Genomic DNA, 26,310 nt, shown 5'->3' with positions numbered 1-26,310 from the left:
TATCAACAGGCAACCGCAACGTCTGCAGCAATAAAGCAGGAAACTAACCGGGAAAATAATCACGAAAAAGAGAGGGGAGAACGAAAGAAGTGGGTAAAACGATGCAGTAGCGTCTCGTCTGGCAACGAGACGCTGCTTCGGAATCAGTAAGTCGTCTGCTGAGACTTCTCTGCCTGAATGCGCTGATAGATTTCTTCACGGTGAACTGAAACCTCTTTGGGGGCGTTCACACCAATACGCACCTGGTTGCCTTTTACCCCTAGCACAGTGACCGTAACCTCATCGCCAATCATGAGGGTTTCACCAACTCGACGAGTCAGAATTAACATTCTTTGCTCCTTGAAAGATTAAAAGAGTCGGGTCTCTCAGTTTCCCCGTCATTATCCATCATATGTGGTGAAAACGTAAGCCGCGCAATCCACAATAAGTGTAAGCAGACTTGGTCCCACCTCAGATAATGGTAAGTTTAGCCGACCAGAAAAACTTTGTTCCCGCAATTGTAACTAAATTGTGTTAGCACAGTATGAAAACGCCATAATCAACAAAGTATTATGGCGTTTGTCCGTGCTATTTATTTATGTTCACAGCTTTGAGGCCACCCAGGCTTCTACGCTGTTTAACGCCGCTGGCAGGGCGTTGATATCCGTCCCCCCCGCCATCGCCATATCAGGGCGACCACCGCCCTTGCCGCCGACCTGCTGCGCCACGTTGCCGATCAACTCGCCGGCTTTCACGCGGTCAGTCAGATCCTTGGTCACGCCTGCGACCAGGCTGACTTTGTCATCAGCCGTCGTCGCCAACACGATAATGGCCGAACCCAATTGATTTTTCAGGTCATCCACCATGGTGCGCAGCATTTTGGCTTCGACATTGTCCAACTGGCTGACCAACAGCTTCACGCCGTTAACCACTTTCGCCTGGCTGGACAGCGACGCGCTTTCCTGCGCCGCCTGCTGATCTTTCAGTTGCTGCAGTTCTTTTTCCAGCACGCGCGTGCGATCGAGCACCGAGCGCACTTTATCGGTCAGGTTGTTGCTGTCGCCCTTCACCAATTGAGCAACGTCTTGCAACAAATCGCTTTGCTGATGCAGCGTAGCGATAGCGCCAGCGCCGGTCACCGCTTCAATACGGCGGATGCCCGCCGCGGTGCCCGATTCGCTCAGAATGCGGAACAGGCCGATATCGCCGGTGCGGCTGGCGTGGGTGCCGCCGCACAGCTCGGTGGAGAAGTCGCCCATGGTCAGCACGCGCACGTTGTCGTCGTACTTCTCACCGAACAGCGCCATTGCGCCCTTCTCTTTCGCGTCTTCCAACGCCATCAGCTCGGTCTGCACCGGCAGGTTACGACGCACCTGCTGGTTAACCAGATCTTCCACCGCACGAATTTGTTCCGGCTTCATCGCTTCAAAATGCGAGAAGTCGAAGCGCAGGTATTTGTCGTTAACCAGAGAGCCTTTCTGCGCAACGTGCTCGCCCAACGTTTGGCGCAGCGCGGCGTGTAGCAGGTGGGTCGCGGAGTGGTTCAGACGGATGCTGTTGCGGCGCTCAGTGTCGATCTGCGCGTCCACGCGATCGTTCAGCTTCAGCGAACCTTGCGCCAGCTTGCCTTGATGGCCGATAGCCTGACCGTATTTCTGGGTGTCGTTGACCACAAACTCGGCGCCGGCGGCTTTCAGCACGCCTTTATCGCCGACCTGGCCGCCGGATTCACCGTAGAACGGCGTCTCGTCCAGCACCACCACCGCCTCTTCGCCGGCGTTGATCTGCTCGACCGGCTGGCCGTCACGGAACAGCGCGATCACCGTCGCCTGCTGCTCGTCATGATCATAGCCGCTGAACTGGCTGCTGCCGTCCACACGGATCAGGCTGTTGTAGTCGGCGCCGAAACCGCTGGATTCGCGCGCGCGGCGGCGCTGCGCTTCCATCGCTTCTTCAAAGCCCGCTTCGTCGACTTTCAGACCGCGCTCGCGGCAGACGTCTGCGGTCAGATCCACCGGGAAGCCGTAGGTGTCGTACAGACGAAAAGCGGTCTCGCCGTCCAGGGTATCGCCCTGCAGCTTGGCCAGCTCTTCGTCCAACAGCGCCAGGCCACGCTCCAGCGTGCGGGCAAACTGTTCTTCTTCGGTTTTCAGCACCTGCTCCACCAGCGATTGCTGGCGTTTCAGCTCGTCGGCCGCCGGGCCCATCACTTCGATCAGCGGCGCCACCAGCTTGTAGAAGAAGGTGTCTTTCGCGCCCAGCATGTTGCCATGACGGATCGCGCGACGAATGATGCGGCGCAGCACGTAGCCGCGGTTTTCGTTAGACGGGATCACACCGTCCGACACCAGGAAGGCGCAGGAACGAATGTGGTCGGCGATAACGCGCAGGGATTTGTTATCCAGATCGGTCGCGCCGGTCACTTTCGCCACGGCGGCGATCAGGGTGCGGAACAGATCGATCTCATAGTTGGAGTTCACATGCTGCAACACCGCCGCGATACGCTCCAGACCCATACCGGTATCCACCGAAGGCTTCGGCAGCGGCAGCATGGTGCCGTCGGACTGACGGTTGAACTGCATGAAAACGATGTTCCAGATCTCGATGTAGCGGTCGCCGTCTTCTTCCGGGCTGCCCGGAGGGCCGCCCCAGATGTGATCGCCGTGATCGTAGAAAATCTCGGTGCACGGGCCGCATGGGCCGGTATCACCCATCTGCCAGAAGTTATCTGAAGCGAAAGGCGCGCCCTTGTTATCGCCGATGCGGATAATGCGCTCGGCCGGTACGCCGATTTGCTTCTGCCAGATGTCGAATGCTTCGTCATCGGTTTCATACACGGTGACCCACAGTCTCTCTTTCGGCAGGTTGAACCAGTTTTCACCGGTCAGCAGTTCCCACGCGTAGCTGATAGCATCGTGCTTGAAGTAATCGCCGAAGCTGAAGTTGCCCAGCATTTCAAAGAAGGTGTGGTGACGAGCGGTATAACCGACGTTTTCCAGGTCGTTATGCTTGCCGCCTGCGCGCACGCAGCGCTGCGAGGTGGTGGCGCGGGAATAGGCGCGTTTGTCGAGCCCCAGGAAAACATCCTTAAATTGGTTCATGCCGGCATTGGTAAACAGCAATGTCGGATCATTGTTAGGCACCAGGGAGCTGCTTGCTACAACCTGATGACCCTTACTATGAAAGAAATCGAGAAACGCTTGACGGATCTCAGCGGTGCTCTTGCTCATAATTTTCCTGGAAAGGCTAGAATAACGACACGTGAGCCGGTGGCGCGTCATCCCGACGATGACAACCAGCTCACGAACAAAAAGTGGGGATAAGATAAATTTTCTTCAGAGGGAAGTAAAACCCCGTGTGCGCTCATTGCGCAAAATCACGGTAAATTGACTGAATTTCTTCTTGGAAGAAGCCGCGATAGAGCAGATAACGCTGCACTTTGGCTTTCTCTTTCCAGTCGGTTGGCAACGCATCGCCAAATTTTCGCTGCGCCACCTGTTTCGCCTGTTCGCACCAGTCGATATCGCATTCCGCCAACGCGTCCTGCACCAGCGCTTTATCCACGCCTTTTTGCATCAGTTCGCTGCGGATGCGCTGCGCGCCATAACCTTTGCGGCTGCGGCTGCCGATGTAGCTGTGGGCGAAACGCTTATCGTCCAGCCAGTTGTGCTGGTAACAGTAGACGATAACCTGCTCGATCAGCGCGGGATCTACCGGCTCTTCGGCTACCGTCGGCGCATGCGGCCCCTTGCCGCCAAACCGGGCTTTCGCCACAAACGGCTGCGCCGCAAGTTTGCGGCGCAGTTCAGCTTCACTATGATCGCGTTGCGACAGCAGGCGCATGGCGCGGCTTAGCAAGTCATTCATCATTCAAGCCTGAATTCAGGGGATGTGCGCCACATAAACGGCGGCGCACATCTTCAGCGATTAAAACTGCTCGCTGGTTTCCGCTTCGTCATCTTCGAAGTCGTCACCGGAGGCAGCCACCAGCTCACCGCCGCTGTGCAGCAGCAGGTCGCGCAGTTTCTTATCCAGCTCGGCGGCGATAGCCGGGTTTTCTTTCAGGAAGTTACAGGCGTTCGCCTTGCCCTGACCGATCTTCTCGCCGTTATAGCTGTACCAGGCGCCGGCTTTTTCGATCATCTTGTGCTTCACGCCCAGATCGACCAGCTCGCCACGGCTGTTGATGCCTTCGCCGTACATGATTTGGAACTCAGCCTGTTTGAACGGCGCAGCGATTTTGTTCTTCACCACTTTCACGCGGGTTTCGCTGCCCACCACTTCGTCGCCCTCTTTGATGGCACCGATACGACGGATATCCAGACGCACCGAAGCATAGAACTTCAGAGCGTTACCACCGGTAGTGGTTTCCGGGTTGCCGAACATCACACCAATTTTCATACGGATCTGGTTGATGAAGATCAGCAGGGTATTGGCATTTTTCAGGTTGCCGGCCAGCTTACGCATCGCCTGGCTCATCATGCGCGCCGCCAACCCCATGTGCGAATCGCCGATTTCACCTTCGATTTCCGCCTTCGGCGTCAACGCCGCCACGGAATCGACGATGATGACGTCAACCGCGCCGGAGCGGGTCAGCGCATCACAGATTTCCAGAGCCTGCTCGCCGGTGTCCGGCTGGGAGCACAGCAGGTTGTCGATATCGACGCCCAGCTTCTTCGCATAGATAGGATCCAGCGCGTGCTCGGCATCGATGAACGCACAGGTTTTGCCTTCGCGCTGCGCGGCGGCGATCACCTGCAGCGTCAGGGTGGTTTTACCGGACGATTCCGGACCGTAGATTTCGACGATGCGGCCCATCGGCAGGCCGCCAGCGCCCAGAGCGATATCGAGTGACAGTGAGCCGGTGGAGATGGTTTCCACGTCCATGGAGCGGTCTTCACCCAGGCGCATGATGGAGCCTTTGCCGAACTGTTTCTCAATCTGGCCCAGTGCCGCAGCTAACGCCTTTTGCTTGTTCTCATCAATAGCCATTTTTGCTCCTTCGTTTCGCAATGCCGGTGTTACCCCACACTGCCACTGAATGTATGTTGTGCAGGAAATGTCACTAATTATACTGTATGGTCATACAGTATCAAGCCTAATTTACAAAAATTCGTCGATGGCGGTTTGCAGCGCGAAAATCGTCGCCTGCAGCCGTACCGCATCGCGGTCGCCCTCGAATTGCATCTTGCGCGACAGCCCCCGGCCATCGCTGCTGGCGAAGCCGAACCACACGGTGCCGACCGGCTTTTCCGCGCTGCCGCCGTCCGGGCCGGCGATGCCGCTCACCGACAGCGCCAGATCGGCCTGCGCCGCCCGCAGCGCCCCTATGGCCATCTCGCGCACCACCTCTTCGCTGACCGCGCCATGCGCCGCCAACGTCGCTTCACTCACTCCCAGCAGGTCATGCTTCGCCGCATTGCTGTAGGTCACGAATCCGCGATCAAAATAGGCGGAGCTGCCCGCGACATCGGTAATGGCCTTGGCGATGCCGCCGCCGGTGCAGGATTCCGCGCAGGTGATCCAGCGGCCCTGCGCCTTCAGTTTTTCCCCTGCCAGCACGCTGAGCCGGCGCAGTTGGTTTTGACTCATAACCCCTCCCTCGCGAATTCAGGTATATGCGCCCGATAGTAGCATTTATCAAGGCGGCGCGGCGGCTGGCGTGCAGAAATGCGCAGCGCCTCGCAGGAGGTGCGGTTTTAAGCGCCCGGCCAAGCTGCTAGTATCAAAAGAAGCGCCCCATCGAGCGGCGGCGCACCAGCACAAGGAACATCACGGAGGCGGCACGCTGCGGCGGCGGTCTCAGGGCGCACCAGAAGAGATTAGGATGATAGAGTGAAAAAAACGTTGGGCGTATTTTTGCCGTTGTACACCACCACCCTGCTGCTGCTGTTGGGCTCAGGCCTGCTCACTACCTACGTCTCGCTGCGGCTGACCTCCATTCACGTCAGCAGCGCGCTGATCGGCGCCATCATCGCCGCCAACTACATCGGGCTGGTGATCGGCGGCAAGGTCGGCCACTTTCTCATCGCCCGCGTCGGGCATATCCGCGCCTACGTGGCCTGCGCCGGCATCATCACCGCCGCGGTGCTGGGCCACGGCCTGACGGAGTTCATTCCCGCCTGGGTCGCGCTGCGCCTGGTGATCGGCCTATGCATGATGTGTCAGTACATGGTGCTGGAGAGCTGGTTGAACGACCAGGCGGAATCCAACCAGCGCGGCATGGTGTTCGGCTTCTATATGGCGGCGACCTATCTCGGCATGTCGCTGGGCCAGATCGTGCTGATGCTGCAAAGCAATCTGGGCATCGCCACGCTGCTGGTGATCGCGCTGTGCTTCGCGCTCTGTCTGGTGCCGATCGCTCTGACTACCCGCACCAATGCGCGCCACATGTCGCCGGCGCCGATGGAACTGCGTTATTTTGTCGGCGCCATTCCCAAGGTGCTGGCCACCACGCTGGTGATCGGCATGGTCGTGGGCTCGTTTTACGGGCTGGCGCCGGTCTACGCCAGCCTGCAGTCCTTAACCACTCAGCAAACCGGCCTGTTCATGGCGCTCTCCATCTTCGCCGGGCTGGTGGCGCAATTCCCGCTCAGTTGGCTGTCGGATCGCTATAACCGCCCCTTGCTGATGCGCCTCAACGCCATTCTGCTGATCGTGGCGGCGCTGCCGCTGGCGCTGCTGCCGCACATCGATTTTCCGCTGCTGCTGGCGGTAGGATTCGTCGTCAGCATGCTGCAGTTTACGCTCTACCCGCTCGCGGTGGCGCTGGCCAACGATCTGATCGAGCCGGAGCGCCGCGTCTCGCTGGCCGCCTGTCTGCTGATGGCGTTCGGCGTCGGTGCCAGCATCGGGCCGTTGGCGGTCGGCGCGCTGATCGAGCCGCTTGGCGGCAATATTCTGTACGCCTTCTTTGCCCTGTGCGGCGTGCTGCTGGCAGCCCTGAGCCGGACGGCCAAAGCAGAGGAACCGCAGCTGGCGCAGGACGCGCCGGTGCCGCATATTGCGCTGCCGGACAGCCTCGCCAGCTCGCCGCTGTCACCGGCGCTCAATCCAACCTTCGATGAACAGATCATTCACGACACCATGCCGCCGCCGGAAGCGGCGCCCGATGTCGAGGAGCCGCAGCCCGAAGAACAGGAAGCGGAACCCTCAGCTCAGGGGGCGGATCCGGAAGAAGACACCGGTCTGAAAAAGGCGCACGCCATGCTGTAAATGGCTGCGTTACAGATCCCGGAAAGAGCCCAGCAGAAAACCGCGTTCGGCGATCGCCGCTTTCAGCGTCGGCGCGGTCAACACATCCAGCTCGGCGAGGCGCGGATGGCAGTATTGGCTCTGCAGGATCGTCGCGTCGAGGAAGGCCGGGTGGCACATCATTTCCAATGACTCGGCGCCCTGCTCGTCGGCGCGCGCCAACCGCTGCAAGAACAAGGCTTCGGAAATCATTTCACCGTAGAATCCCGCGTCAAACGCGTCGGTGCTGCAGGGAGTCTGCAACGCAATGTCGCGCCGTTTCGCCTCTTCGCGATCGATGCGCAGCGGCAGATCATGCGCCAGCGCGAACGCCTCCACCAGCGGGTAAATCTGCGGCTGCATATGCACATGGTGGTGGCTGTCAATGTGCGTCGGCGGCCTGCCGAACAGCGTCACGAACCGCGCGAACTGGCGCTGCAGCTCTTCCTGAATCTCGTCCAGCGGCAGCTCGCCGGCCTCGGCGCGGCGCCACAGCCATTTGCCCAGTTCGCCGCGCTCGTTGACCAGCGAAGGCATGGCGCCCAGCGGCCTGCCATGGGTCAAAACGAAGTGCAGCCCGATCGGCAATCCGGGATATTGCCGGCTGAGCGCTGCAGCATGCTCCGCGCCGCCGCCGTTCACCATTGCCGTGGTGGAGGAAACGACGCCATGCTGATACGCCTCGATAACGCCATAGTTCTGTCCTTTGCTCAGACCGAAATCGTCGGCATTCACGATCAGTAGTTTTTCCATAGTGGCTCCCGCGGGATGAATTTTTGGCAAGGGAGGGCCGACCGACCGGTGCGGCATTCCCCTTCGCTAAGATAAAAATCAAATGATTAACCGACCGGCGCCCTGAAGCTCATCGGCATATCGACGTTGATACTGATCGGGAGCGGCCCTAAAGAGGGCCGTAACACTTTTTTCGGTAGTTGCCCGGGGTCACGTCGGTGAGCCGCTTGAAGTTTTTAATGAACAGGCTGACATCGCCATAGCCGGAATCAAAGGCGATGTCGGAGACCGAATAGTTGGTGACCTCCAGCTGCGTCTTGGCGAAGTTGATGCGGATCTCATTGATCACCTGCATCGGCGTCTTCTGGTAGTAGCGCCGCATCGCCCGGGTCAGGTACTCCTGAGTTTTCCCCGACAGCGCCACCATGTTCGCCAACGCCCGCTCGCCGAACATCGCCTTGTCATGCATGCCGGCGAGGGTGTTCTTCAGCCACTGCGGGATATCATCGCCGCCGTCGGTGTCTTCTTTATAGTGACGAATACGGCTGATCACGTAGAAGGTCAGCGTTTCGAGAAATTCGGCGAAATCGTCCTCGCGAAACTGCGGCGAACTCACCACCGATTCGATATAGGCCAAAAACTCGCTTCTCAGGCTGTAGGCCTGCGAGGCGACAAAGCAGCGCGGCAGTTGCTGCAAATAGTGCTCTTCAAAGAACGCTTTGCTGACCGCCACGTTGAAGATTTTCGTCGCGCCGAACTCGTAAAAGCTCTGGTGGTAGGAGCCGATAGGGATAAAGACGAAATCCCCGCGTTCCAGCAGCACCCGCTTGCCGTTGATCTCCTGATAGCATTTGCCGCTCAGCACGATGGTGAATTCGTAATAGTCGTGCTGATGCAGCCCGGTGGCGCTTTCCACCTTGTTATAGATAAACAGGTGAAAGTCTTTGCAGTTAAAGAAATCCTGCTCGCGAATCAGCTTCACGTCGTTCGCACTCAGCGAAATTCGGTTATCGGACACGGCCCCGGCCTCCCGTTAGTCAAATCCGTTGCGTCTGGCCGCCTCGGCAAACCAGTAGCCGCTTTTTTTGATGGTGCGCCGCTGCTCCGCCCGATCCAGCCGCACCAGCCCATAACGATTCTTGTAGGCGTTCAGCCAGGACCAGCAGTCGATAAAGGTCCACAGATGATAGCCCTTGCACTGCGAGCCTTCCGCCAGCGCGCGGTGCAGCCACTTCAGGTGATCGCGAATAAACTCGATGCGGTAATCGTCCTCCACCCGCCCATCGGCGCCGATAAACGCCTCTTCGCCCTCAACGCCCATGCCGTTTTCGGAAATATAACAAGGCAGATTGCCGTAGTTCTCTTTTAGATCCATCAGAATGTCGTACAACCCCTTCTCATAGATCTCCCAGCCGCGATGCGGATTGATTTTGCGGCCCGGCATTGCATAGTAACTGAACAAGTCCTCCGGCAGCGCGATCGGCTCCCCGGCGCGGCGCCCCGCTTTCGCCTGCACCCTGCGCGGCTGGTAGTAGTTGACGCCGAGGATATCCACCACGCCGCCTTCGAGCAGTTGCGCGTCCTGCGGTTCGCAGTAAGGCATCAGCCCATGCTGCGCCAACAGATGCAGCAACGCCGCCGGATAACGCCCTTTGGCGACCGGGTCGAGAAAGCTGCGATTGAGCAGCAGATCGGCATCGTGTGCGGCCTGCAGATCCTCCGGCGCGTCGGAGCGCGGATAGGTTGGGCTCAGGTTCAAAATGATGCCGATGCTCCCCGGCAGCCCCCGCGCTCTGAAACGCTGCACCGCCATGGCGTGCGCCAGCACGCTGTGATACGCCACGGTGACCGCCCGTTTGAAGTCCACCACGCAAGGGTAGTGCAAGTCATTCAGGTAACCGGCCTCTACCGGCACGATCGGCTCGTTGAAGGTGAACCAGTGGGTAACCCGATCGCCAAACAGGCCGAAGCAGATGTCGGAGTAACGCGCATAGGCGTCGATCACCGCCCGGCTTTCCCAGCCGCCGCGCTGCTGCATGCACAGCGGCATATCGAAGTGGTAGAGATTGATAAACGGGGTGATGCCCTGCGCCAACAGCTCATCGATCATCGCGTTGTAGAATGCCGCCGCCTGCGGGTTCACCTCGCCGTCGCCGTCCGGGATCAGCCGTGACCACGAGATCGAGGTTCTGAAGGTATTGTGGCCCAGCGTTTTGAGCAGCCCGATATCGGTGCGGAAATGGTCATAAAAGGTCGAGGCCTCGGCCGGCCCCACCCGATCGTGAAAGCGCTCGGGCGCGATCTCGTACCAATAGTCAAAGATGTTGCGGCTCTTGCCATCGCGCGCGGCCGCCCCTTCAGACTGCGGCGCGGAGGTGGCGCTGCCCCACCAAAACCCGTCGGCAAATTGATATTCCATATTTGCGTCCCTCGCGGGGCGACCGCGCCGCCCCGTTCCACAGTTAGAATTTCAGCGCCTTGGCGATGTCTTCTTCGCTTTCCGTCGCCGCATCGATCTGGCTTTGCGCCTTGTTGGAAATCGCCACGAACGGCAGATAAATCACGGTGGCGACCGCCAGGTTGAACAAGCTCAGCAACAGGGCCATGATGCTGCCGTTGGTGTTGAAGAACGCTCCCAGGCCGACCGGCATGGTCCAGGGCGCGATATTAGTGATCGGCGGGATCAGCCCGGAGTAGTAAGCCAGCGAGGTGATGAGGGTCAGCACCGGCTGCACCAGGATGAACGGAATAAACATCACCGGGTTCATGATCACCGGCAAACCGAACAGGATAGGTTCGTTGATCTGGAAAATGCCGGATGGCGTCGCCAGTTTGGCGACCTGGCGATAATCTTCGCGGCGCGAGGCGATGAAGATGGCGATGATCAGGCCCAGCGTCGAACCGGTGCCGCCGAGGTAAATATAAGAGTCGACGAACGGTTTCGCCCACATGTGGAACTCTTTGCCGGCGGCCACCGCCGCCTCGACCGAACCGTATTTGTTGTACAGCTCCACGTTTTCCAGCGCGAAAGGCGTCATGATGCCGCTGTCCAGCGCCGCTAGCGCCATTGAACCGTGTACCCCAAAGAACCACAGCAGCGAAGAGAAAAGCACGTATACCCAGCCCACCACGCTGCCCATCTTGGCCAGCGGCGCCGAAATGCCGTCCATGATGATCTGGTGGAAGTTAGTGCCCCAGTGCGCCAGCGCGAACGCCACCAGCCCCATGATGGAGAGGATGATGAAGCCGGGGATCAGCGCCGAGAAGGAGCGCGACACCGAAGCCGGCACGCTGTCCGGCAGGCTGATCACCCAGTTGCGCCGCACGATGAAGGCAAACATCTCAGCCACCGCCAGCCCGATCACCATACCGGAAATGATGTTGGCGCCGCCCAGCCAATTGGCGCCCACCGCATAGGCCTCGCCGACGTTGAACGGCGTGACGGTCATGAAGGCCGCCACCGCCAGCAACGCCGAGGCCAGGGGATCGACCTTGCGCTCTTCGGCCAGCGCCATGCTGATAAAGAACGGCGTCATCAGGGACATGATCCCCAACGTACCGTTGTAAACGCTGCCGCCAATACTCTTCAGGCTATTGAGCGTCTCGATGGTGGAGGCGTCCAATCGCACGCCCAGCGAATAGAAGAACGATCCCTCGCCAAAGCTCAGGAACACGTTGTTGATCAACACGAACATCGCCCCGGTCAAGGTCAGCGGCATCAGGCGGATAAAGCCGTTTTTGATGGCGTTGACGTGGGGCTGCTTACCGATTTTTACGGCGAAAGGCAGGATAACCTTCTCGAGCGAGGCAATGAGGGTATTCACGGCGGCCTCCTGTTATTGGTTGGCTTTCTTGATGGCGGCCACCGCGGCCTTCAGCACGCCCAGCCCATCGACCTTGCCGTACAGCAGCGGATCGATGACTTCAACAGGTTTATTGGGCAACTGTTTCTGCACTTCCGGCAGGGTGTAGGCGATCTGCGGCCCCAGCAGGATCAGATCCGCTTCAACCCCCTTCTCCGCGGCCAGCGCTTCCGGATAGGCGGCGATGATCACCGGTACTTCATATTTTTCGGCCTGTGCCTTCATTTTTGATACCAACAGGGAAGTGGACATACCGGCAGAACAAAACAGATAGATTTTTTTCTTTTCCATACCAAGCACCTCAGATAATCAAAAAAACCCGGTGTTATTTGTATGCCAGATGCAATCACGATTGCTTCACGCACATTCCTTATGAAAATTTCCGTCACGTTGCCCTGGTTACAGACAGTATACGGAGCATGAAAAAAGGATCGGTAAGCCAGAAGGAGACAGAACCGTCTCTCATTGACCTGATGGATTGACCCTCTTCACATTTCGCACAAAAAAATAGTGTGACCGGGCTCTCAAATAACCGATAAAAACTCAGAATATTCGTAATAAATAATCAAATAACAATTATAAACAGCAAGTTATAAACTCGCTGAGAATTTAAGGGTTTATTTGCGTCTGAACAAACGGCGAGGGAATAAAAATAGTTCAAGCTTGATTCGCCTGCTGCCATCCGAACGCGATGGCAGGTGAAGAGGATTACGTGGGCAGACGCAGCAACTCAATCACCGTGGCCAGCGCCACGGAATGGTTTCTGCGGTTGGGGTAATAGAGGTAAAAACCGGGAAACGGCGCGCACCAATCGGCCAGCACCCGCCGCAGCCGCCCGCTCGCCAGATATTCTTCCACCTCCTGCTCGATGGCAAAAGCGATGCCGACGTTCGCCAGCGCCGCCTGCACCATCATCCTGCCGTCATCGAGTATCAACGGGCTGTTGACCGCCACGGAAAACCGCTGCTCCCCCTGCTGAAAGGCCCATTTGTAGCGCTCGCCTGAAGAAGCTTTGCGCCAACCGATGCAGCGATGCTGCAGTAAATCCTGCGGGTGCGTCGGTTCACCGTGCCGTTGAAAGTAATCCGGCGTGGCGACGATGGCAAAACGCAGATCCGGCGTCAGGCGCACCGCGCGCATATCGTTGTGCAGATCCTCGCCGAGCCGGATGCCAGCGTCAAAGCCTTGCTCGACGATGTTGGCGAACCCCTCGTCCGCCACCACTTCCAGCGTAATGCCGGGGTATTCGCTGGCCAGCCGTCCCAGATGCGGCACGATGGCGAGATCGATCGCCGAACGCGGCGCGTTGATACGCACCAGGCCGCGTGGCCCTTCGCGAAACGCATTCAGGCTCTCCAGCGCGGCGTCGATGTCGGTAAAAGCCGGCACCAGCTGCGCCAGCAGATGCTCTCCGGCCTCCGTCGGCGAGACGTTACGGGTGGTGCGGTTCAGCAGGCGAATGCCCACCTGCGCTTCAAGTTCGCGCAGGGTGTGGGTCAGCGTCGGCGGCGTCACGCCCAATCGGGCGGCGGCGCGGCGGAAGCTGCGTTCACTGGCGATAGCCACGAAGGCCGCCAGGCCGGACAGTTCGGGTTTCTTCATGCTATTGATATAAATTATCTAATAGTGAGATGAATTTTTAGCGGATAGTTATCCGTCATCTAACAACATAGCATTGCGATCGAACCCATTACCAGGTATCGATGCGATGATTAATGCTACAGCTCCAACCCATGAAACGCCGCGCCGTCTGGCGGGCAAAGTCGTACTGGTGAGCGGCGGCGGCACCGGCATCGGCCGCTCCGCCGCGCTGGCCTATGCCCGCGAAGGCGCCAACGTGGCGCTGGCCGGCCGGCGCGCGGCGGAGATCGAAGCCACGGCGCGCGATATCGCGCTGGCTGGCGGCGATGCCCTGCCCATCGTGACCGACGTCTCCCAAGAAGACGATATCCGCCGGCTACTCGCCGCGGTGACCGCCCACTACGGCCGGCTCGACGTCGCTTTCAACAACGCCGGCATCATCGGCAACTTCGCCCCCATCACCGAACAGAGCAGCGAGGATTTTGACCGGGTGATTGCCATTAACCTCAGAGGCGTCTGGCTGGCGATGAAATACGAGATTGAAACCTTCCTGGCTCAGCGGTCGGGCGGCGTGATCATCAACACCTCCTCCTGGCTGACCCACGGCGCGCTGGCCGGCTCATCCAGCTACTCCGCCAGCAAAGGGGCGCTCGATGCGATGATCCGCGCGGTGGCGCTCGAATACAGCGGCCAGGGCATCCGCGTCAACAACATCAACCCCGGCATCATCGACACGCCGATGGCGCGCGGCAGCGTAGCCGACAGCGCGGCGTTCGCGCCCTTTATCGCCCATACGCCCGCCGGCCGCCTGGGCGAATCGGAAGACATCGGCGATGTGGCGCTGTGGTTGGCGACGGACGAGGCCCGCTTCATCACCGGCCAAAGCCTGCTGGTGGACGGCGGTTACACCATCGCCGGCATGCGCTGAGGAGACGATGCCATGAACTACGTTCGGCTTGGCGACAGCGGCCTGAAAGTGTCTCGTCTCTGCCTGGGCTGCATGACCTATGGCGATCCGGCCTGGCGCCCCTGGGTGCTGAAGGAAGATGAAGCGCGCCCCTTTATCCGCGAAGCGCTGGAAGCGGGCATCAATTTTTTCGATACCGCCAACATTTACTCCGGCGGAGAAAGCGAGCGCATTCTCGGCCGCGCCCTGAAGGCGTTCGCCCGCCGCGAAGACGTGGTGATCGCCACCAAGGCCTACTTTCCGATGGACGCGCAGCCGAACAGCCGAGGGCTGTCGCGCAAGCACCTGCTGCACAGCGTCGACGCCTCTTTGCAGCGGTTGGGGACGGATTACCTCGATCTGTTTGTGCTGCACCGCTTCGACACCGAAACGCCGATCGAAGAAACCGCCGACACCCTCGACGGCCTGGTACGGGCGGGCAAGATTCGCTATCTCGGCGCCTCCTCGCTGCACGCCTGGCGCCTGATGAAAATGCTGGCCTTTCAGCGTCAGCACCGCCTGGCGCCGTTTATTTCGCTGCAAAGCCAATACAACCTGGTGACGCGTGAAGATGAAGAGGAGCTGATCCCGCTGTGTCTGGAGGAGGGGCTCAGCCTGACGCCCTGGTCGCCGCTGGCCCGCGGCGTGCTGGCCGGTTCCGGCAACGCCGGCACGCTGCGCGCCGCCACCGACGAACAGGCGCCCCGTTGGTACGGCGGCAGAAACGAAGTGGAACGCACCGTCGCAGCGGTAGCGGAGGTGGCGGCCGCGCGCGGCGTTCCACCGGCGCAGATCGCGCTGGCCTGGCTGCTGGCCAAACCCGGCGTGGCGTCGCCGCTGGTGGGCATGTCCAAGCCGCACCATCTGCAGGATGCGCTGGCGGCGCTCAATCTCAGCTTATCGCCGCAAGACGTGGCCGCGCTGGAGGCGCCGATGGCGCACGCTGCCCGCCCCGATCGCTGGTAGCCCCTTTTCCGTCATTCCAGGAGAGAAGACATGTCATATGCGCTTACCGCGCGAGCAGCGTTGTTCACCCTCGCCGCCGCACTCCCCCTGACCACTCCGGCGCAGGCCGCCGCCAATACTCACTGCGCCGAAAGCAGCATGACGCTGCCGCCCGGCGCGCTTTATCCCAACGGCATCGCCCGCGCGGCGGACGGCACGCTGTATGTCGGCCTGATCACCAGCGGCAACGTGCTGCGCAAGCGGCCGGGTAAAGCGTGGGAAACCTTTTTCCCTGGCGCTGACACGGTGTTCGCCTCAAACGCGCTGCGGCTGGACGAACGGCGCGGGTTGCTGTGGGGCAATTCGCCGGACTTCCTTTCCGGCGGCAAATCGCGCGCCAACCGCATCTATGCGCTGAACGTCGCCGATGGCACGCTCAACCGCAGCCTGGCGCTGCCGACGGGGGAAATGGGCAACGATATCGTGCTCGGCGCAGACGGTACGGTGTACGTGACAGAAACCCGAGGCGGCGGCATCCTGCGCCTGCGGCCGGGCGAAGCGGCATTCAGTACGCTGTTTCAGGATGCGCGGTTGGCGGCTCCGAGCGGGCTGGGCGCCGCCGGGATCGTGCTGCTCGACGATCGGCTGATGGCTGTCGCCAATTTCGGCACCGGTAAGCTTTACACTCTCAGCTATCACGATCCAAAGCCGCAGCTGACGGAAATGCAGCTGCCGCGCCTGATTGAAAACCCGGACGGAATGGGATTGGCGCCGGACGGCGCATTGATCGTGCTGGAGAACGGGATCCAGAGCGGCCAAGGGCGGATCCTGCGGATCGCGTTGCCAAAAGCGACCGGCATGCATCGGATTGAGGTTTTGCGCGAAGGCATGGAGTCGCCGGTCAACCTGACTATCACCCCACAAGGCTGCGCCTTCGTCAGCGAGTCGCGCATCCGCCACCGCCTGCTGCCCGGCCATGAAACCGAAGTGCCCGACAGCTTCCGCATCTATCAACTGCCCTTGCCTCTCACCGCCGCGCAATAACCTCTACGCCGCCTCAGCGGGCGGCCACTCGCGTTGTATCGTTAACATCCAATAAATTGAAACTATTTACTTCGATGCCATTAATCATACTTATGATTAATCCTAACTTAACAACCTGATTTTAATTAAATTGTTCCGCCGCGTATCGCTGATTATACTTGCCTTATCTCCCGCCTCATTTACCGAGCGTAAGCATGAGCCGATACCATGTTTCCAGCAGCGAAGGCCAATATGAGAAAGAATCCGGCGAGCAAGTTCTAGCCAACAAGCTGGGTATTGCCGATAGCAATGAACTCGACGATGCCGAATTGGTATTGCTGGAACAGCTCTACCATTCCGTTTTCGAACAACATTTTCCGTTAGGGAAAATCACCGTCGAGATGATCAAGGGCTGGCATCGCCGCTGGTTAGGCAATATCTATGCATGGGCTGGATAAGCAAGAACTGTCAATATCAGCAAAGGGGGCTTTATGTTTGCCCCTTCGACGCGATTGCCCAAACTACTGGACGATTTCGAGGTGGAATACCTGGCTCGTTACACACCTTGCTCAGCCATGAGCGAAGAACAGCTGATAGAAGCGATTGCAATAATCCATGTTGAACTGATACTCATACATCCCTTCAGAGAAGGGAATGGCCGTTTGTCACGGCTGTTGGCCGATGTGATGGCGGTTCAGGGCGGGCATAAACCGTTGGATTATCAAAGCTGGGAACAAAACAGAGCCCAATATATCTCAGCGATTCACTCAGGTATGAACATGAACTACGAACCGATGAAACACTGGGTCAGTCAAGCACTAAGAAGGTATTAGGCAAGGCGTAAATGAGCAAATTTTTTACGCGCTTCTTCTAAAGAAGCTTCAACTCTGGCTGAGGGTTGACCTGTTTCAACCGCCGTTGATGTCGCCACGGAACGCGCAATGTCCGTACGGGACGGCTTAGCATAACCCACCTGCACTTTTTTGCTGTTACTCATGACAACCTCTGTTCGCAAATTTGCTGAAGACATTATATCAAGGAATGTACAGGACTTCATTCCCTTGCCTCTCACTCCCGAGCAATAGCTTCACCACCACTCCGGGCGGCCACTTGCGTTGTTGCCCGCAGGCGAACAACAATCTCACCGCGTTACAAACCAGCCTTGCGCAGCGCTTCCCATTTTTACCTGTGACAGCCGATTGCCCGCTGGGCTAGTATAAGCGTCTGTGCAAACCTCAGGTTTGAGTGCGCCGTTTGGCGTTTTGATGATTTGATTTGCGCCGCCCGCCAAACGCTGAGTGGGGCGACGCCTGCTGAAACAATGTGATAGCGAATGACGACAATGAAAATCACAGTTCCCTTTACATTCAATGGATTGGAAAAATAATCGCATGAATAGCACCGATAAACTCGATTCGCACACGCCGATGATGCAGCAGTACCTGCGCCTCAAGGCCCAGCATCCTGAAATCCTGCTGTTCTACCGCATGGGCGACTTCTACGAGCTGTTTTACGACGACGCCAAGCGCGCTTCCCTACTGCTGGATATCTCGCTGACCAAACGCGGCGCCTCGGCGGGCGAGCCGATCCCGATGGCCGGCGTGCCGCACCACGCGGTGGAGAACTACCTGGCCAAGCTGGTTCAACTCGGCGAATCCGTCGCCATCTGTGAACAGATCGGCGATCCGGCCACCAGTAAAGGGCCGGTCGAGCGCAAAGTGGTACGCATCGTCACCCCCGGCACCATCACCGACGAAGCGCTGCTGCAAGAGCGCCAGGACAACCTGCTGGCGGCGATCTGGCAGGATGCGCGCGGCTTCGGTTACGCCACGCTGGACGTGAGCTCCGGCCGCTTCCGCGTCGCCGAGCCGCAGGATCTAGAGACCATGGCCGCCGAGCTGCAGCGCACCAATCCGGCCGAGCTGCTCTACCCGGAAACCTTCGAACAAATGGCGCTGATCGAGCAGCGCCACGGCCTGCGCCGCCGTCCGCTGTGGGAATTCGAACTGGAGACCGCACGCCAACAACTCAACCTGCAGTTCGGCACCCGCGATTTGACCGGCTTCGGCGTCGAGCAGGCGCATCAGGCGCTGCGCGCCGCCGGCTGTCTGTTGCAGTACGTGAAAGATACCCAGCGCACTTCGCTGCCGCACATTCGCGGCATCACCATGGAGCGTCAGCAGGACGGCATCATCATGGACGCCGCCACCCGCCGCAACCTGGAGCTGACGCAGAGCCTGTCCGGCGGCAGCGACAACACGCTGGCGGCGATCCTCGATCGCACAGTCACGCCGATGGGCAGCCGCATGCTGAAACGCTGGCTGCACATGCCGACCCGAGACATCAAGGTGCTGACCGCCCGCCAGCAGGCGATCGGCGCATTGCAGGAACGGTTCGCCGATCTGCAGCCTTCGCTGCGCCAGGTGGGCGATCAGGAGCGAATTTTGGCGCGCCTGGCGCTGCGCACCGCGCGGCCACGCGATCTGGCCCGCATGCGTCATGCTTTCCAGCAACTGCCGGACATCCGCGCGGTGCTGCAAGATGTGGATACGCCGCATGTGCAGCAACTGCTATCTCAGGTAGGCCAGTTCGACGAGCTGCGCGAACTGCTGGAACGCGCGATCGTTGAATCGCCGCCGGTGCTGGTGCGCGACGGCGGCGTGATCGCCCCCGGTTACAACAGCGAGCTGGACGAGTGGCGCGCGCTGGCCGACGGCGCCAGCGACTACCTCGATCGGCTGGAGATCCGCGAGCGTGAAAAGCTGGGGCTGGATACGCTCAAAGTCGGCTTCAACGGCGTACACGGCTACTACATTCAGGTGAGCCGCGGCCAGAGCCACCTGGTGCCGATCCACTATGTACGTCGCCAGACGCTGAAAAACGCCGAGCGCTACATCATCCCGGAATTGAAAGAGTACGAAGACAAGGTACTCACCTCCAAGGGCAAAGCGCTGGCGATCGAGAAAAACCTGTACGACGAGCTGTTCGATCTGCTGCTGCCGCACCTGGCGGAACTGCAGCAAAGCGCCGCCGCGCTGGCCGAGCTGGACGTGCTGGCCAACCTGGCCGAGCGCGCCGACACCCTGAACTACGCCTGCCCGGTCATGAGCGACCAGCCGGGGATCCGCATTACCGAAGGCCGCCACCCGGTGGTGGAACAGGTGCTGAGCGAACCGTTTATCTCCAACCCGCTCTCCCTGTCGCCACAGCGCCGCATGCTGATCATCACCGGCCCGAACATGGGCGGTAAAAGTACCTATATGCGGCAAACGGCGCTGATTGTGCTGATGGCGCACATCGGCAGCTACGTTCCGGCTGCCAAAGCCACCATCGGCCCGGTGGATCGCATCTTCACCCGCGTCGGCGCGGCGGACGATCTGGCTTCCGGCCGTTCCACCTTCATGGTGGAGATGACCGAAACCGCCAATATTCTTCACAACGCCACCGAGCACAGCCTGGTGTTGATGGATGAAATCGGCCGTGGCACCTCCACCTACGACGGCCTGTCGCTGGCCTGGGCCTGCGCCGAGAACCTGGCCAACCGCATCAAAGCGATGACGCTGTTCGCCACCCACTACTTCGAGCTGACGACGCTGCCGGAAAAAATGGAAGGCGTGGTCAATGTGCATCTGGACGCGCTTGAGCACGGCGACACCATCGCTTTTATGCACAGCGTGCAGGACGGTGCCGCCAGCAAAAGCTATGGCCTGGCGGTCGCCGCGCTGGCCGGCGTGCCGCGCGACGTCATCAAGCGCGCCCGTCAAAAGCTGCGCGAGCTGGAATCCATCTCCAGCCACACCGCGTCGGGCAGCGTCGATGCCACCCAGATGACGCTGTTGCAGGAAGAGACTTCGCCGGCAGTAGAAGCCCTGGAGGCGCTGGATCCGGATTCCCTGTCGCCGCGCCAGGCGCTGGAATGGATCTACCGGCTGAAAAATATGGTGTAGTCAGACGCCAAACGCGGGCATAAAAAAACGGTGAGCATCATGCTCACCGTTTTTATTTGATGCGATTCAACAACCGGCGTTATTCGCGGAACAGCGCCTCAATGCTCAGGCCCTGCATCTGCAGAATCTCACGCAGGCGACGCAGACCTTCAACCTGAATCTGACGGACGCGTTCACGCGTCAGGCCAATCTCCCGGCCCACGTCTTCCAGCGTCGCCGCTTCATAGCCCAGCAGGCCGAAACGACGCGCCAACACTTCACGCTGTTTGGCGTTCAGTTCGAACAGCCATTTGACGATGCTTTGCTTCATATCGTCGTCTTGCGTAGTGTCTTCAGGCCCGTTGTCCTTCTCGTCGGCCAGAATGTCCAGCAGCGCTTTCTCCGAATCCCCGCCCAGCGGCGTATCCACCGAGGTGATGCGCTCATTCAGGCGCAGCATGCGGCTGACGTCATCCACCGGCTTGTCGAGTTGCTCGGCAATCTCTTCAGCGCTCGGTTCATGATCCAGTTTATGGGAAAGCTCGCGCGCGGTGCGCAGATAAACATTCAGTTCTTTGACGATATGGATAGGCAAACGAATGGTGCGGGTTTGGTTCATGATCGCCCGTTCAATCGTCTGACGGATCCACCAAGTTGCGTAAGTGGAGAAACGGAAACCGCGTTCCGGGTCGAATTTTTCCACCGCGCGGATCAGACCGAGGTTACCCTCTTCGATCAGATCCAGCAGCGCCAGACCGCGGTTGCTGTAGCGGCGGGCGATTTTCACCACCAGCCGCAGGTTGCTTTCAATCATGCGACGGCGGGACGGCACGTCACCGCGCAGAGCACGCCGCGCAAAATAGACCTCTTCCTCTGCGGTCAACAGAGGTGAATAACCGATCTCACCCAGATAGAGCTGCGTCGCATCCAATACGCGTTGCGTAACGCCTTGAGACAACAGCTCTTCTTCCGCTAAATCGTTCTCGCTGGCCTCTTCTTCTACCAGCGCTTTTTCATCAAACGACTCAGCCTCAGCTCCATTCTCGTCGAAATCCGCATCATCATGTAACTCGTTAACTTTCAGCGTATTTTGGCTCATATGCTGCTCCTACCCGTGATACCGCGAGCAGAATCTCAGCGTATTCTGCCCAATCTATCGCTGCGGAAGATAACGCAGCGGGTTTACGGATTTCCCCTTGTAACGAATTTCAAAATGCAAACGTACTGAACTGGTACCGGAGCTACCCATGGTGGCTATTTTTTGACCCGCCTTCACTTCTTGTTGTTCCCGGACCAGCATTGTGTCGTTATGAGCGTAGGCGCTCAGGTAATCATCATTATGTTTGATGATGATTAGATTACCGTAACCCCGTAAAGCGTTGCCTGCATACACTACGCGACCATCGGCGGTAGCGAAGATAGGCTGCCCACGGGAACCGGCGATATCGACGCCCTTATTCCCACCTTCTGATGAGGAAAAGTTATCAATAATCTTGCCGTCAGTCGGCCATCTCCAGGTACTGACCGGAGCGCTGTTGCTGACGGTGCTGCTCACTGGTGGAGCGGCTTCCGGTGCGGTAACAGGCGCAGTCGCGGTCCCAACCGCTGCGGCGCCCGCTGCAGGTAACATCTTACCTACATTCTGTTTACCCGAGTTTTCAGAATACGCGTTAGTTGATTGAGAATCAACCGTTGCCGTCTGGATCTGGGTGCTGGAAGGTGGCTTCGGAACACCGCCTTTGGTCGCGTCAGTCGTCGCCAGCATACCGCCGCCACCATTGGCAGAACCATTACCAAGTTGAATGGTTTGGCCAACATTCAGGCTGTAAGGCTCGGGAATATTGTTGCGCTGCGCCAGGTCGCGGAAATCGTTGCCGGTGATCCAGGCGATGTAAAACAGCGTATCACCGCGCTTGACCGTATAGGTGTCGCCGCCGCTGTAGCTCCCTTTAGGGATAGCGTTATAACTGCGGTTATAGACAATGCGGCCCTCTGGGCTGGCCTGCTGCGCTCCGCCATTATTATTGCCGGATGGAACGGCGCCGCCGCCGCCCACGCTGCTGATAGGGGCTGACGTCGAGGCCGTGTTTGTACAACCCGCCAACCACAAACTTACCATCGTACACACCGCAACCCGGCGTAACGTAATCATTGGGCTTCCCGTGCTCATGCTTCCCCCATGACAGCAATATCAGTGATATATCCAAAATACCCTTTACATCGTAGCCGAGCTTTTGCCACTTCCCAGTTTCTGCGATGTAAAGGCGCCGCCGGCCGATCCCTGAACGCCAGGTCATCTCCCGCCGGAGCATCAAAACGCGCGCCAATGCTAACCACATTGGCGTCACCGCACCATAAGACAACTACGTAGAAAGGCCAATTCTAGTGAAAATTAGCCTGATTGGAACGAGAAAACCTTATCCGCACGTGATGAAAGTGCAACAGATTTTTCAGACGGTCGAAAAATCAGACAATCGCTAGGCCAATTCGCCTTTCACCAGCGGCACAAAGCGCACCGCCTCTACCGCGTCGACCACGAAATCGTTGCCATGGCGCTGAATGCGTTTGAGGGTTTGGGCATGCTCGCCCACCGGCAACACCAAAATGCCGCCGTCGTCCAACTGCTCAACCAGCGCCTGCGGGATCTCCGGCGGCGCGGCAGTGACGATGATCGCATCGAACGGGCCGCGCGACGCCCAGCCCTGCCAGCCGTCGCCGTGGCGAGTGGAAACATTATGAAGGTCGAGCTGCTTCAGGCGGCGCTTGGCCTGCCACTGCAGCCCCTTGATGCGCTCGACGGAACAAACGTGTTGCACCAGATGCGCCAGGATGGCGGTTTGATAACCGGAACCGGTGCCGATCTCAAGCACCCGTGAAGTAGGCTTCAGATTCAGCAGCTCGGTCATCCGCGCCACCATATAGGGCTGAGAAATGGTCTGACCGGAACCGATCGGTAATGCAGTGTTTTCGTAGGCTTTGTGATCAAGCGCTTCGTCGACAAAACGCTCGCGCGGCACCGCTTCGATCGCTCGCAGCAGCTTTTCGTCCCGGATCCCTTGCTGACGCAGCTGCGTCAGCAATGTTTGCATACGCTTGTTCACCATTCCCCGCTAACCTCTGCCTTGGTTAACCATGTTTTCACGACTTCCTGCGCCGCGTAGGCGGTCAGATCCACCTGTAGCGGCGTGATCGCCACATAGCCTTGTTCCACCGCCGCAAAGTCGGTATCCGGCCCGACATCAAATTTATCACCAGGCGGCCCGATCCAGTAGAGATTTTGTCCACGCGGATCCTGCTGGCAGAAGACCTTATCGGCGGGATGGCGGCTGCCACAGCGAGTGACGCGCAGGCCTTTGATCTCCACCAGCGGCAAATCCGGCACGTTGATATTCAGGATTTTTCCGGTGCGTAACGGTTCACGTTGCAGCGCACGCAAGATGCGGCAGGTAATGGCCGCTGCAGTCGCGTAGTGTTGGTGACCGTTCAGCGACACCGCCAGCGCGGGCAGCCCCAGGTGCCGGCCCTCCATCGCCGCCGCGACGGTGCCGGAATAGATGACGTCATCGCCTAAATTCGGTCCGGCGTTAATGCCGGAGACCACTATATCCGGCGCAGGGCGCATCAATGCGTTGACGCCAAGATAAACGCAGTCGGTCGGCGTCCCCTGCAGCACCGCGATATCGCCGTTGGCCAGCGTCTGCGTGCGCAGCGGCGACTCCAGCGTCAGGGCATTGGAAGAACCGCTGCGGTTACGATCCGGCGCCACGACCTGCACCTCGGCAAACTCCCGCAGCGCCGCCGCCAGCACCTGAATGCCCGGGGCGCTGACGCCGTCATCGTTACTCAGCAATATCCGCATCACTGTTATCCTGCTGCATGATTTCGCGAACCACGCTGGTAGCAAAGCTGCCTGCCGGCAACCAGAAGCGCAGTTCCACGGTAACGTCATCCCACCAGTTCCACTGCAAATTTTGCGGCTGCAACAGCAGGGCCCGGCGAGCGGGTTCGACACGCTCGCGCTTTAAAAGCGTAAGCAATTCCGGTTGTTCCGCCAAGCATTGTTGTTCAAAAGCCAAGGCTTGGCTGGCGGTGCCTGGCTCTCCGTCGCCCGGCAAGGAGGCCGTGATCGCCAGCTCGCCGGCATCCAGCCGCTGTTGCAACGTCTCCAGCTCATCGGCTTTGGCGACGAACCAGCTACCGCGGCCGCTCAACTGCAGGGCATCCCCTTCCAGCACGGTGCGCTGCAGGCCGTCGGCCAGGCGCCGGCCGGCTATCAGATTGAACAGCGCACTGCGGCTGGCGGAAAGGTAGAAGCTGCGCTTGCTGCGCTCTTTAACGCGGATTTCGTCGTTCGCCCAGCGGCGTGCCATCACCAGATTGTTGCCGCCGCGGCCGAAGCGTTGGCTGCCGAAATAGTTTGGCACGCCCTGCGCGGCGATAGCCTGCAGGCGGCGCTCAACGTCCTGACGATCGGAAATCTGGCGCAGCACCAGCGTAAAGTGGTTGCCCTTCAGATTGCCGATGCGCATTTTGCGCAGGTGGCGGGCGAACGAGAGCACCTCGCAGCCTTCCAGCGCAAACTGTGAGAAATCCGGCGTGTCTTTGCCCGGCATATGCAGGCAGAACCACTGTTCGGTCACCGCGTGGCGATCCTTCAAGCCCGCATAGCTGACGGAACGGGCGTGAATACCGGCGAAGCGCGCCAGATAGTCGGCCACGAACTGGGTATTGCAGCCGTTTTTACGGATGTTCACCAGCACATGCTCGCCTTCGCCGTCCGGCGCAAAGCCCAGGTCTTCCACCACCACGAAGTCTTCCGGATTGGCTTTCAACACCCCGGTGCTCTGCGGCTGGCCATGCAGCCAGGTCAGATTCGCCATATCCATGCGGTTATTCCTTGATCAGCAAGGCGACCGCTTCGCAGGCGATGCCCTCGCCGCGCCCGGTGAAGCCGAGCTGCTCGGTGGTCGTGGCCTTCACGTTGACGTCATCCATATGGCACTGCAGATCTTCCGCCAGGAAGACGCGCATCTGCGGGATGTGCGGCGCCATTTTCGGCGCCTGGGCAATAATCGTGATGTCGAGGTTGCCGAGGCGGTACCCTTTGGCGCGGATGCGCTTCCAGGCTTCGCGCAGCAGCTCGCGGCTGTCCGCGCCCTTGAAGGCCGGATCGGTATCGGGGAACAGCTTGCCGATATCGCCCAGCGCCGCCGCGCCCAGCAAGGCGTCGGTCGCGGCGTGCAGCGCAACGTCGCCGTCGGAGTGGGCCAACAAGCCTTTGTCGTAAGGGATGCGAACACCGCCGATCACCAACGGGCCTTCGCCGCCGAATTTATGTACGTCAAAACCGTGACCGATACGCATGGTGCGCTCCTTAATTGTCCAACTGAGTCAAATAGAACGCCGCCAGCGCCAAATCCTCCGGCCGCGTTACTTTAATGTTATCCGCCCGGCCGGCGATCAGCAGCGGATGATAACCGCAATGCTCCAGCGCCGAGGCTTCGTCGGTGACGTTTGCGCCTTCATCCAGCGCGCGCTGCAGGCACTGCTTGAGCAGCGGCAGCGGAAACAGCTGCGGCGTCAGCGCATGCCACAGATCCTGTCGTTCAACGGTGTGGGCGATGGTGTCGCGGCCAGGTTCGGCGCGCTTCATGGTGTCGCGCACCGGCGCGGCGAGAATGCCGCCCACCTTGCTGTGTGCGGTGATCGCCAGCAGACGCTCGAGATCGTCGGCGTACAGGCAGGGGCGCGCGGCGTCGTGCACCAGCACCCAGTCCGCATCACCCGCGAGCTTCAGCCCGGCCATCACCGAATCGGCGCGCTGTTTGCCGCCCTCGGTGACGGTCACCCGCGGATCCTGAGCGATGGGCAGCCGTTCGAACTGACGATCTTCCGGGCCGATCGCCACGATCACCCGTTCAATGCGCGGGTGACGCAACAGGGCATGGATAGCGTGTTCGACGATGCTGTGCCGGCCGATGGTTAAATATTGCTTCGGGCATTCCGCCTGCATGCGGCTGCCGATACCGGCAGCGGGCAGGACGGCAATCACCGAGGGAAAGGTGCCTGCGGAGTGATTCAT

At 59.5% G+C, this 26,310-nt stretch carries 25 protein-coding genes and 1 pseudogene; 7 read left to right on the top strand and 19 right to left on the bottom strand.

All coding sequences use genetic code 11. The annotated features are described in order from the left end of the window. Positions 1–143: 143 nt before the first annotated feature. Both csrA and alaS read right to left on the bottom strand, forming a co-directional pair. Entirely contained in the window at positions 144–329 is a 186-nt protein-coding gene (gene csrA, locus ACP3TA_RS09615; protein ID WP_004091602.1) for a carbon storage regulator CsrA, read from the bottom strand. A 252-nt stretch (positions 330–581) separates the two neighbouring features. Next, entirely contained in the window at positions 582–3,209 is a 2,628-nt protein-coding gene (alaS, locus tag ACP3TA_RS09610; RefSeq protein WP_033641907.1) for an alanine--tRNA ligase, read from the bottom strand. Here alaS and ACP3TA_RS09605 point away from each other — a divergent pair. After that, positions 3,159–3,302, top strand: a complete 144-nt coding sequence (locus ACP3TA_RS09605; protein WP_162180460.1) for a hypothetical protein — start codon at positions 3,159–3,161, stop codon at positions 3,300–3,302. The two genes, alaS and ACP3TA_RS09605, sit on opposite strands and share 51 nt — an antisense overlap. A 40-nt stretch (positions 3,303–3,342) precedes the next feature. Here ACP3TA_RS09605 and recX read toward each other — a convergent pair whose 3' ends face one another. The 3 genes from recX to pncC all read right to left on the bottom strand — a co-directional run bounded on the left by recX (position 3,343) and on the right by pncC (position 5,571). Continuing rightward, positions 3,343–3,846, bottom strand: coding sequence for a recombination regulator RecX (recX, locus tag ACP3TA_RS09600; protein WP_047025225.1), 504 nt, complete (start codon positions 3,844–3,846; stop codon positions 3,343–3,345). A 60-nt stretch (positions 3,847–3,906) separates the two neighbouring features. Further along, complete coding sequence (recA, locus tag ACP3TA_RS09595) at positions 3,907–4,971, bottom strand: recombinase RecA (RefSeq protein ID WP_004932541.1); 1,065 nt, start codon at positions 4,969–4,971, stop codon at positions 3,907–3,909. Positions 4,972–5,082: 111 nt separating this feature from the next. Continuing rightward, positions 5,083–5,571, bottom strand: coding sequence for a nicotinamide-nucleotide amidase (gene pncC, locus ACP3TA_RS09590; RefSeq protein WP_033641905.1), 489 nt, complete (start codon positions 5,569–5,571; stop codon positions 5,083–5,085). A 243-nt stretch (positions 5,572–5,814) separates the two neighbouring features. Between pncC and ACP3TA_RS09585 the strand changes: the two genes are divergently transcribed. After that, positions 5,815–7,194: an MFS transporter gene (locus tag ACP3TA_RS09585; protein ID WP_033641904.1), complete on the top strand. Its 1,380-nt coding sequence runs from the start codon at positions 5,815–5,817 to the stop codon at positions 7,192–7,194. 9 nt (positions 7,195–7,203) lie between these two features. On the opposite strand, the gene chbG is transcribed toward ACP3TA_RS09585, so the two are convergent. The 6 genes from chbG to ACP3TA_RS09555 form a co-directional block, all read right to left on the bottom strand. Then, entirely contained in the window at positions 7,204–7,965 is a 762-nt protein-coding gene (gene chbG, locus ACP3TA_RS09580) for a chitin disaccharide deacetylase (protein WP_033641902.1), read from the bottom strand. A 148-nt stretch (positions 7,966–8,113) separates the two neighbouring features. Then, a complete protein-coding gene (gene chbR, locus ACP3TA_RS09575) occupies positions 8,114–8,962 on the bottom strand; it encodes a transcriptional regulator ChbR (RefSeq protein ID WP_004932550.1) in 849 nt (282 codons plus the stop codon). Between the two features lie 15 nt (positions 8,963–8,977). Next, entirely contained in the window at positions 8,978–10,363 is a 1,386-nt protein-coding gene (locus ACP3TA_RS09570; RefSeq protein WP_103101729.1) for a glycoside hydrolase family 1 protein, read from the bottom strand. Between the two features lie 43 nt (positions 10,364–10,406). Then, a complete protein-coding gene (chbC, locus tag ACP3TA_RS09565) occupies positions 10,407–11,768 on the bottom strand; it encodes a PTS N,N'-diacetylchitobiose transporter subunit IIC (RefSeq protein WP_033641899.1) in 1,362 nt (453 codons plus the stop codon). A 12-nt stretch (positions 11,769–11,780) separates the two neighbouring features. Beyond that, positions 11,781–12,098 (bottom strand): PTS sugar transporter subunit IIB, encoded by a 318-nt coding sequence (locus tag ACP3TA_RS09560; protein ID WP_004932561.1) that lies wholly within the window; start codon positions 12,096–12,098, stop codon positions 11,781–11,783. Positions 12,099–12,515: 417 nt separating this feature from the next. After that, positions 12,516–13,409 (bottom strand): LysR family transcriptional regulator, encoded by an 894-nt coding sequence (locus tag ACP3TA_RS09555; RefSeq protein WP_042783708.1) that lies wholly within the window; start codon positions 13,407–13,409, stop codon positions 12,516–12,518. A gap of 106 nt (positions 13,410–13,515) precedes the next feature. Here ACP3TA_RS09555 and ACP3TA_RS09550 point away from each other — a divergent pair, with 106 nt between their 5' ends. The 4 genes and pseudogenes from ACP3TA_RS09550 (at position 13,516) to ACP3TA_RS09535 (ending at position 17,135) form a co-directional block, all read left to right on the top strand. Beyond that, on the top strand, positions 13,516–14,316 hold the full coding sequence (locus tag ACP3TA_RS09550; RefSeq protein ID WP_162882343.1) for an SDR family NAD(P)-dependent oxidoreductase: 801 nt from the start codon (positions 13,516–13,518) through the stop codon (positions 14,314–14,316). A 12-nt stretch (positions 14,317–14,328) separates the two neighbouring features. After that, positions 14,329–15,300, top strand: coding sequence for an aldo/keto reductase (locus ACP3TA_RS09545; RefSeq protein ID WP_033651640.1), 972 nt, complete (start codon positions 14,329–14,331; stop codon positions 15,298–15,300). A gap of 30 nt (positions 15,301–15,330) precedes the next feature. Continuing rightward, the gene (locus ACP3TA_RS09540) at positions 15,331–16,323 is read left to right on the top strand and encodes a hypothetical protein (RefSeq protein WP_230079616.1); all 993 of its coding nucleotides are present in this window, start codon (positions 15,331–15,333) and stop codon (positions 16,321–16,323) included. Positions 16,324–16,517: 194 nt separating this feature from the next. Next, positions 16,518–17,135: pseudogene (locus tag ACP3TA_RS09535) on the top strand (Fic/DOC family protein). On the opposite strand, the gene ACP3TA_RS09530 reads toward ACP3TA_RS09535, so the two are convergent. Then, positions 17,132–17,299 carry a hypothetical protein gene (locus ACP3TA_RS09530; protein WP_162882342.1) on the bottom strand — a complete coding sequence of 56 codons (168 nt, stop codon included), beginning with the start codon at positions 17,297–17,299 and terminating at the stop codon, positions 17,132–17,134. The pseudogene ACP3TA_RS09535 and the gene ACP3TA_RS09530 overlap by 4 nt on opposite strands. Before the next feature lie 394 nt (positions 17,300–17,693). Between ACP3TA_RS09530 and mutS the strand changes: the two genes are divergently transcribed. Further along, positions 17,694–20,249, top strand: a complete 2,556-nt coding sequence (gene mutS, locus ACP3TA_RS09525) for a DNA mismatch repair protein MutS (RefSeq protein WP_060660851.1) — start codon at positions 17,694–17,696, stop codon at positions 20,247–20,249. Between the two features lie 79 nt (positions 20,250–20,328). Here the strand turns inward: mutS and rpoS are convergent, their stop codons facing one another. The 7 genes from rpoS to ispD all read right to left on the bottom strand — a co-directional run bounded on the left by rpoS (position 20,329) and on the right by ispD (position 26,310). After that, positions 20,329–21,327, bottom strand: coding sequence for an RNA polymerase sigma factor RpoS (rpoS, locus tag ACP3TA_RS09520; RefSeq protein ID WP_019455119.1), 999 nt, complete (start codon positions 21,325–21,327; stop codon positions 20,329–20,331). A gap of 54 nt (positions 21,328–21,381) precedes the next feature. After that, a complete protein-coding gene (gene nlpD, locus ACP3TA_RS09515) occupies positions 21,382–22,380 on the bottom strand; it encodes a murein hydrolase activator NlpD (RefSeq protein WP_033641891.1) in 999 nt (332 codons plus the stop codon). Between the two features lie 325 nt (positions 22,381–22,705). Beyond that, complete coding sequence (locus ACP3TA_RS09510; protein ID WP_033641890.1) at positions 22,706–23,332, bottom strand: protein-L-isoaspartate(D-aspartate) O-methyltransferase; 627 nt, start codon at positions 23,330–23,332, stop codon at positions 22,706–22,708. Next, positions 23,326–24,087: a 5'/3'-nucleotidase SurE gene (gene surE, locus ACP3TA_RS09505; RefSeq protein WP_060659942.1), complete on the bottom strand. Its 762-nt coding sequence runs from the start codon at positions 24,085–24,087 to the stop codon at positions 23,326–23,328. The genes ACP3TA_RS09510 and surE overlap by 7 nt, the downstream gene beginning before the upstream one ends. Beyond that, positions 24,068–25,114, bottom strand: coding sequence for a tRNA pseudouridine(13) synthase TruD (gene truD / locus ACP3TA_RS09500; protein WP_060659943.1), 1,047 nt, complete (start codon positions 25,112–25,114; stop codon positions 24,068–24,070). Before truD ends, surE begins: the two co-directional genes overlap by 20 nt. Before the next feature lie 4 nt (positions 25,115–25,118). Further along, positions 25,119–25,592: a 2-C-methyl-D-erythritol 2,4-cyclodiphosphate synthase gene (ispF, locus tag ACP3TA_RS09495; RefSeq protein WP_004932594.1), complete on the bottom strand. Its 474-nt coding sequence runs from the start codon at positions 25,590–25,592 to the stop codon at positions 25,119–25,121. Positions 25,593–25,602: 10 nt separating this feature from the next. Continuing rightward, positions 25,603–26,310, bottom strand: coding sequence for a 2-C-methyl-D-erythritol 4-phosphate cytidylyltransferase (ispD, locus tag ACP3TA_RS09490; protein ID WP_060659944.1), 708 nt, complete (start codon positions 26,308–26,310; stop codon positions 25,603–25,605).

Origin of the sequence: Serratia sp. 2C06 (genome assembly GCF_050037615.1) — a bacterium.
Lineage (GTDB): Bacteria > Pseudomonadota > Gammaproteobacteria > Enterobacterales > Enterobacteriaceae > Serratia > Serratia ureilytica.
The sequence above is the reverse complement of the archived record's forward strand: the minus strand, read 5'-3'. Positions and strand labels throughout refer to the sequence as shown.

Excerpts from the sequence above, each read along its gene's own strand:
- recX (WP_047025225.1), bottom strand. The coding sequence starts at position 3,846 with ATGAATGACTTGCTAAGCCGCGCCATGCGCCTGCTGTCGCAACGCGAT.
- rpoS (WP_019455119.1), bottom strand. The coding sequence starts at position 21,327 with ATGAGCCAAAATACGCTGAAAGTTAACGAGTTACATGATGATGCGGAT.
- ispD (WP_060659944.1), bottom strand. The coding sequence starts at position 26,310 with ATGAATCACTCCGCAGGCACCTTTCCCTCGGTGATTGCCGTCCTGCCC.
- mutS (WP_060660851.1), top strand. The coding sequence starts at position 17,694 with ATGAATAGCACCGATAAACTCGATTCGCACACGCCGATGATGCAGCAG.
- ACP3TA_RS09540 (WP_230079616.1), top strand. The coding sequence starts at position 15,331 with ATGTCATATGCGCTTACCGCGCGAGCAGCGTTGTTCACCCTCGCCGCC.
- alaS (WP_033641907.1), bottom strand. The coding sequence starts at position 3,209 with ATGAGCAAGAGCACCGCTGAGATCCGTCAAGCGTTTCTCGATTTCTTT.
- ispF (WP_004932594.1), bottom strand. The coding sequence starts at position 25,592 with ATGCGTATCGGTCACGGTTTTGACGTACATAAATTCGGCGGCGAAGGC.
- ACP3TA_RS09550 (WP_162882343.1), top strand. The coding sequence starts at position 13,516 with ATGATTAATGCTACAGCTCCAACCCATGAAACGCCGCGCCGTCTGGCG.
- nlpD (WP_033641891.1), bottom strand. The coding sequence starts at position 22,380 with ATGATTACGTTACGCCGGGTTGCGGTGTGTACGATGGTAAGTTTGTGG.
- chbG (WP_033641902.1), bottom strand. The coding sequence starts at position 7,965 with ATGGAAAAACTACTGATCGTGAATGCCGACGATTTCGGTCTGAGCAAA.
- ACP3TA_RS09555 (WP_042783708.1), bottom strand. The coding sequence starts at position 13,409 with ATGAAGAAACCCGAACTGTCCGGCCTGGCGGCCTTCGTGGCTATCGCC.
- truD (WP_060659943.1), bottom strand. The coding sequence starts at position 25,114 with ATGGATATGGCGAATCTGACCTGGCTGCATGGCCAGCCGCAGAGCACC.
- pncC (WP_033641905.1), bottom strand. The coding sequence starts at position 5,571 with ATGAGTCAAAACCAACTGCGCCGGCTCAGCGTGCTGGCAGGGGAAAAA.
- ACP3TA_RS09530 (WP_162882342.1), bottom strand. The coding sequence starts at position 17,299 with ATGAGTAACAGCAAAAAAGTGCAGGTGGGTTATGCTAAGCCGTCCCGT.
- csrA (WP_004091602.1), bottom strand. The coding sequence starts at position 329 with ATGTTAATTCTGACTCGTCGAGTTGGTGAAACCCTCATGATTGGCGAT.
- ACP3TA_RS09605 (WP_162180460.1), top strand. The coding sequence starts at position 3,159 with ATGAAAGAAATCGAGAAACGCTTGACGGATCTCAGCGGTGCTCTTGCT.
- recA (WP_004932541.1), bottom strand. The coding sequence starts at position 4,971 with ATGGCTATTGATGAGAACAAGCAAAAGGCGTTAGCTGCGGCACTGGGC.
- ACP3TA_RS09510 (WP_033641890.1), bottom strand. The coding sequence starts at position 23,332 with ATGGTGAACAAGCGTATGCAAACATTGCTGACGCAGCTGCGTCAGCAA.
- ACP3TA_RS09560 (WP_004932561.1), bottom strand. The coding sequence starts at position 12,098 with ATGGAAAAGAAAAAAATCTATCTGTTTTGTTCTGCCGGTATGTCCACT.
- ACP3TA_RS09570 (WP_103101729.1), bottom strand. The coding sequence starts at position 10,363 with ATGGAATATCAATTTGCCGACGGGTTTTGGTGGGGCAGCGCCACCTCC.
- surE (WP_060659942.1), bottom strand. The coding sequence starts at position 24,087 with ATGCGGATATTGCTGAGTAACGATGACGGCGTCAGCGCCCCGGGCATT.
- ACP3TA_RS09545 (WP_033651640.1), top strand. The coding sequence starts at position 14,329 with ATGAACTACGTTCGGCTTGGCGACAGCGGCCTGAAAGTGTCTCGTCTC.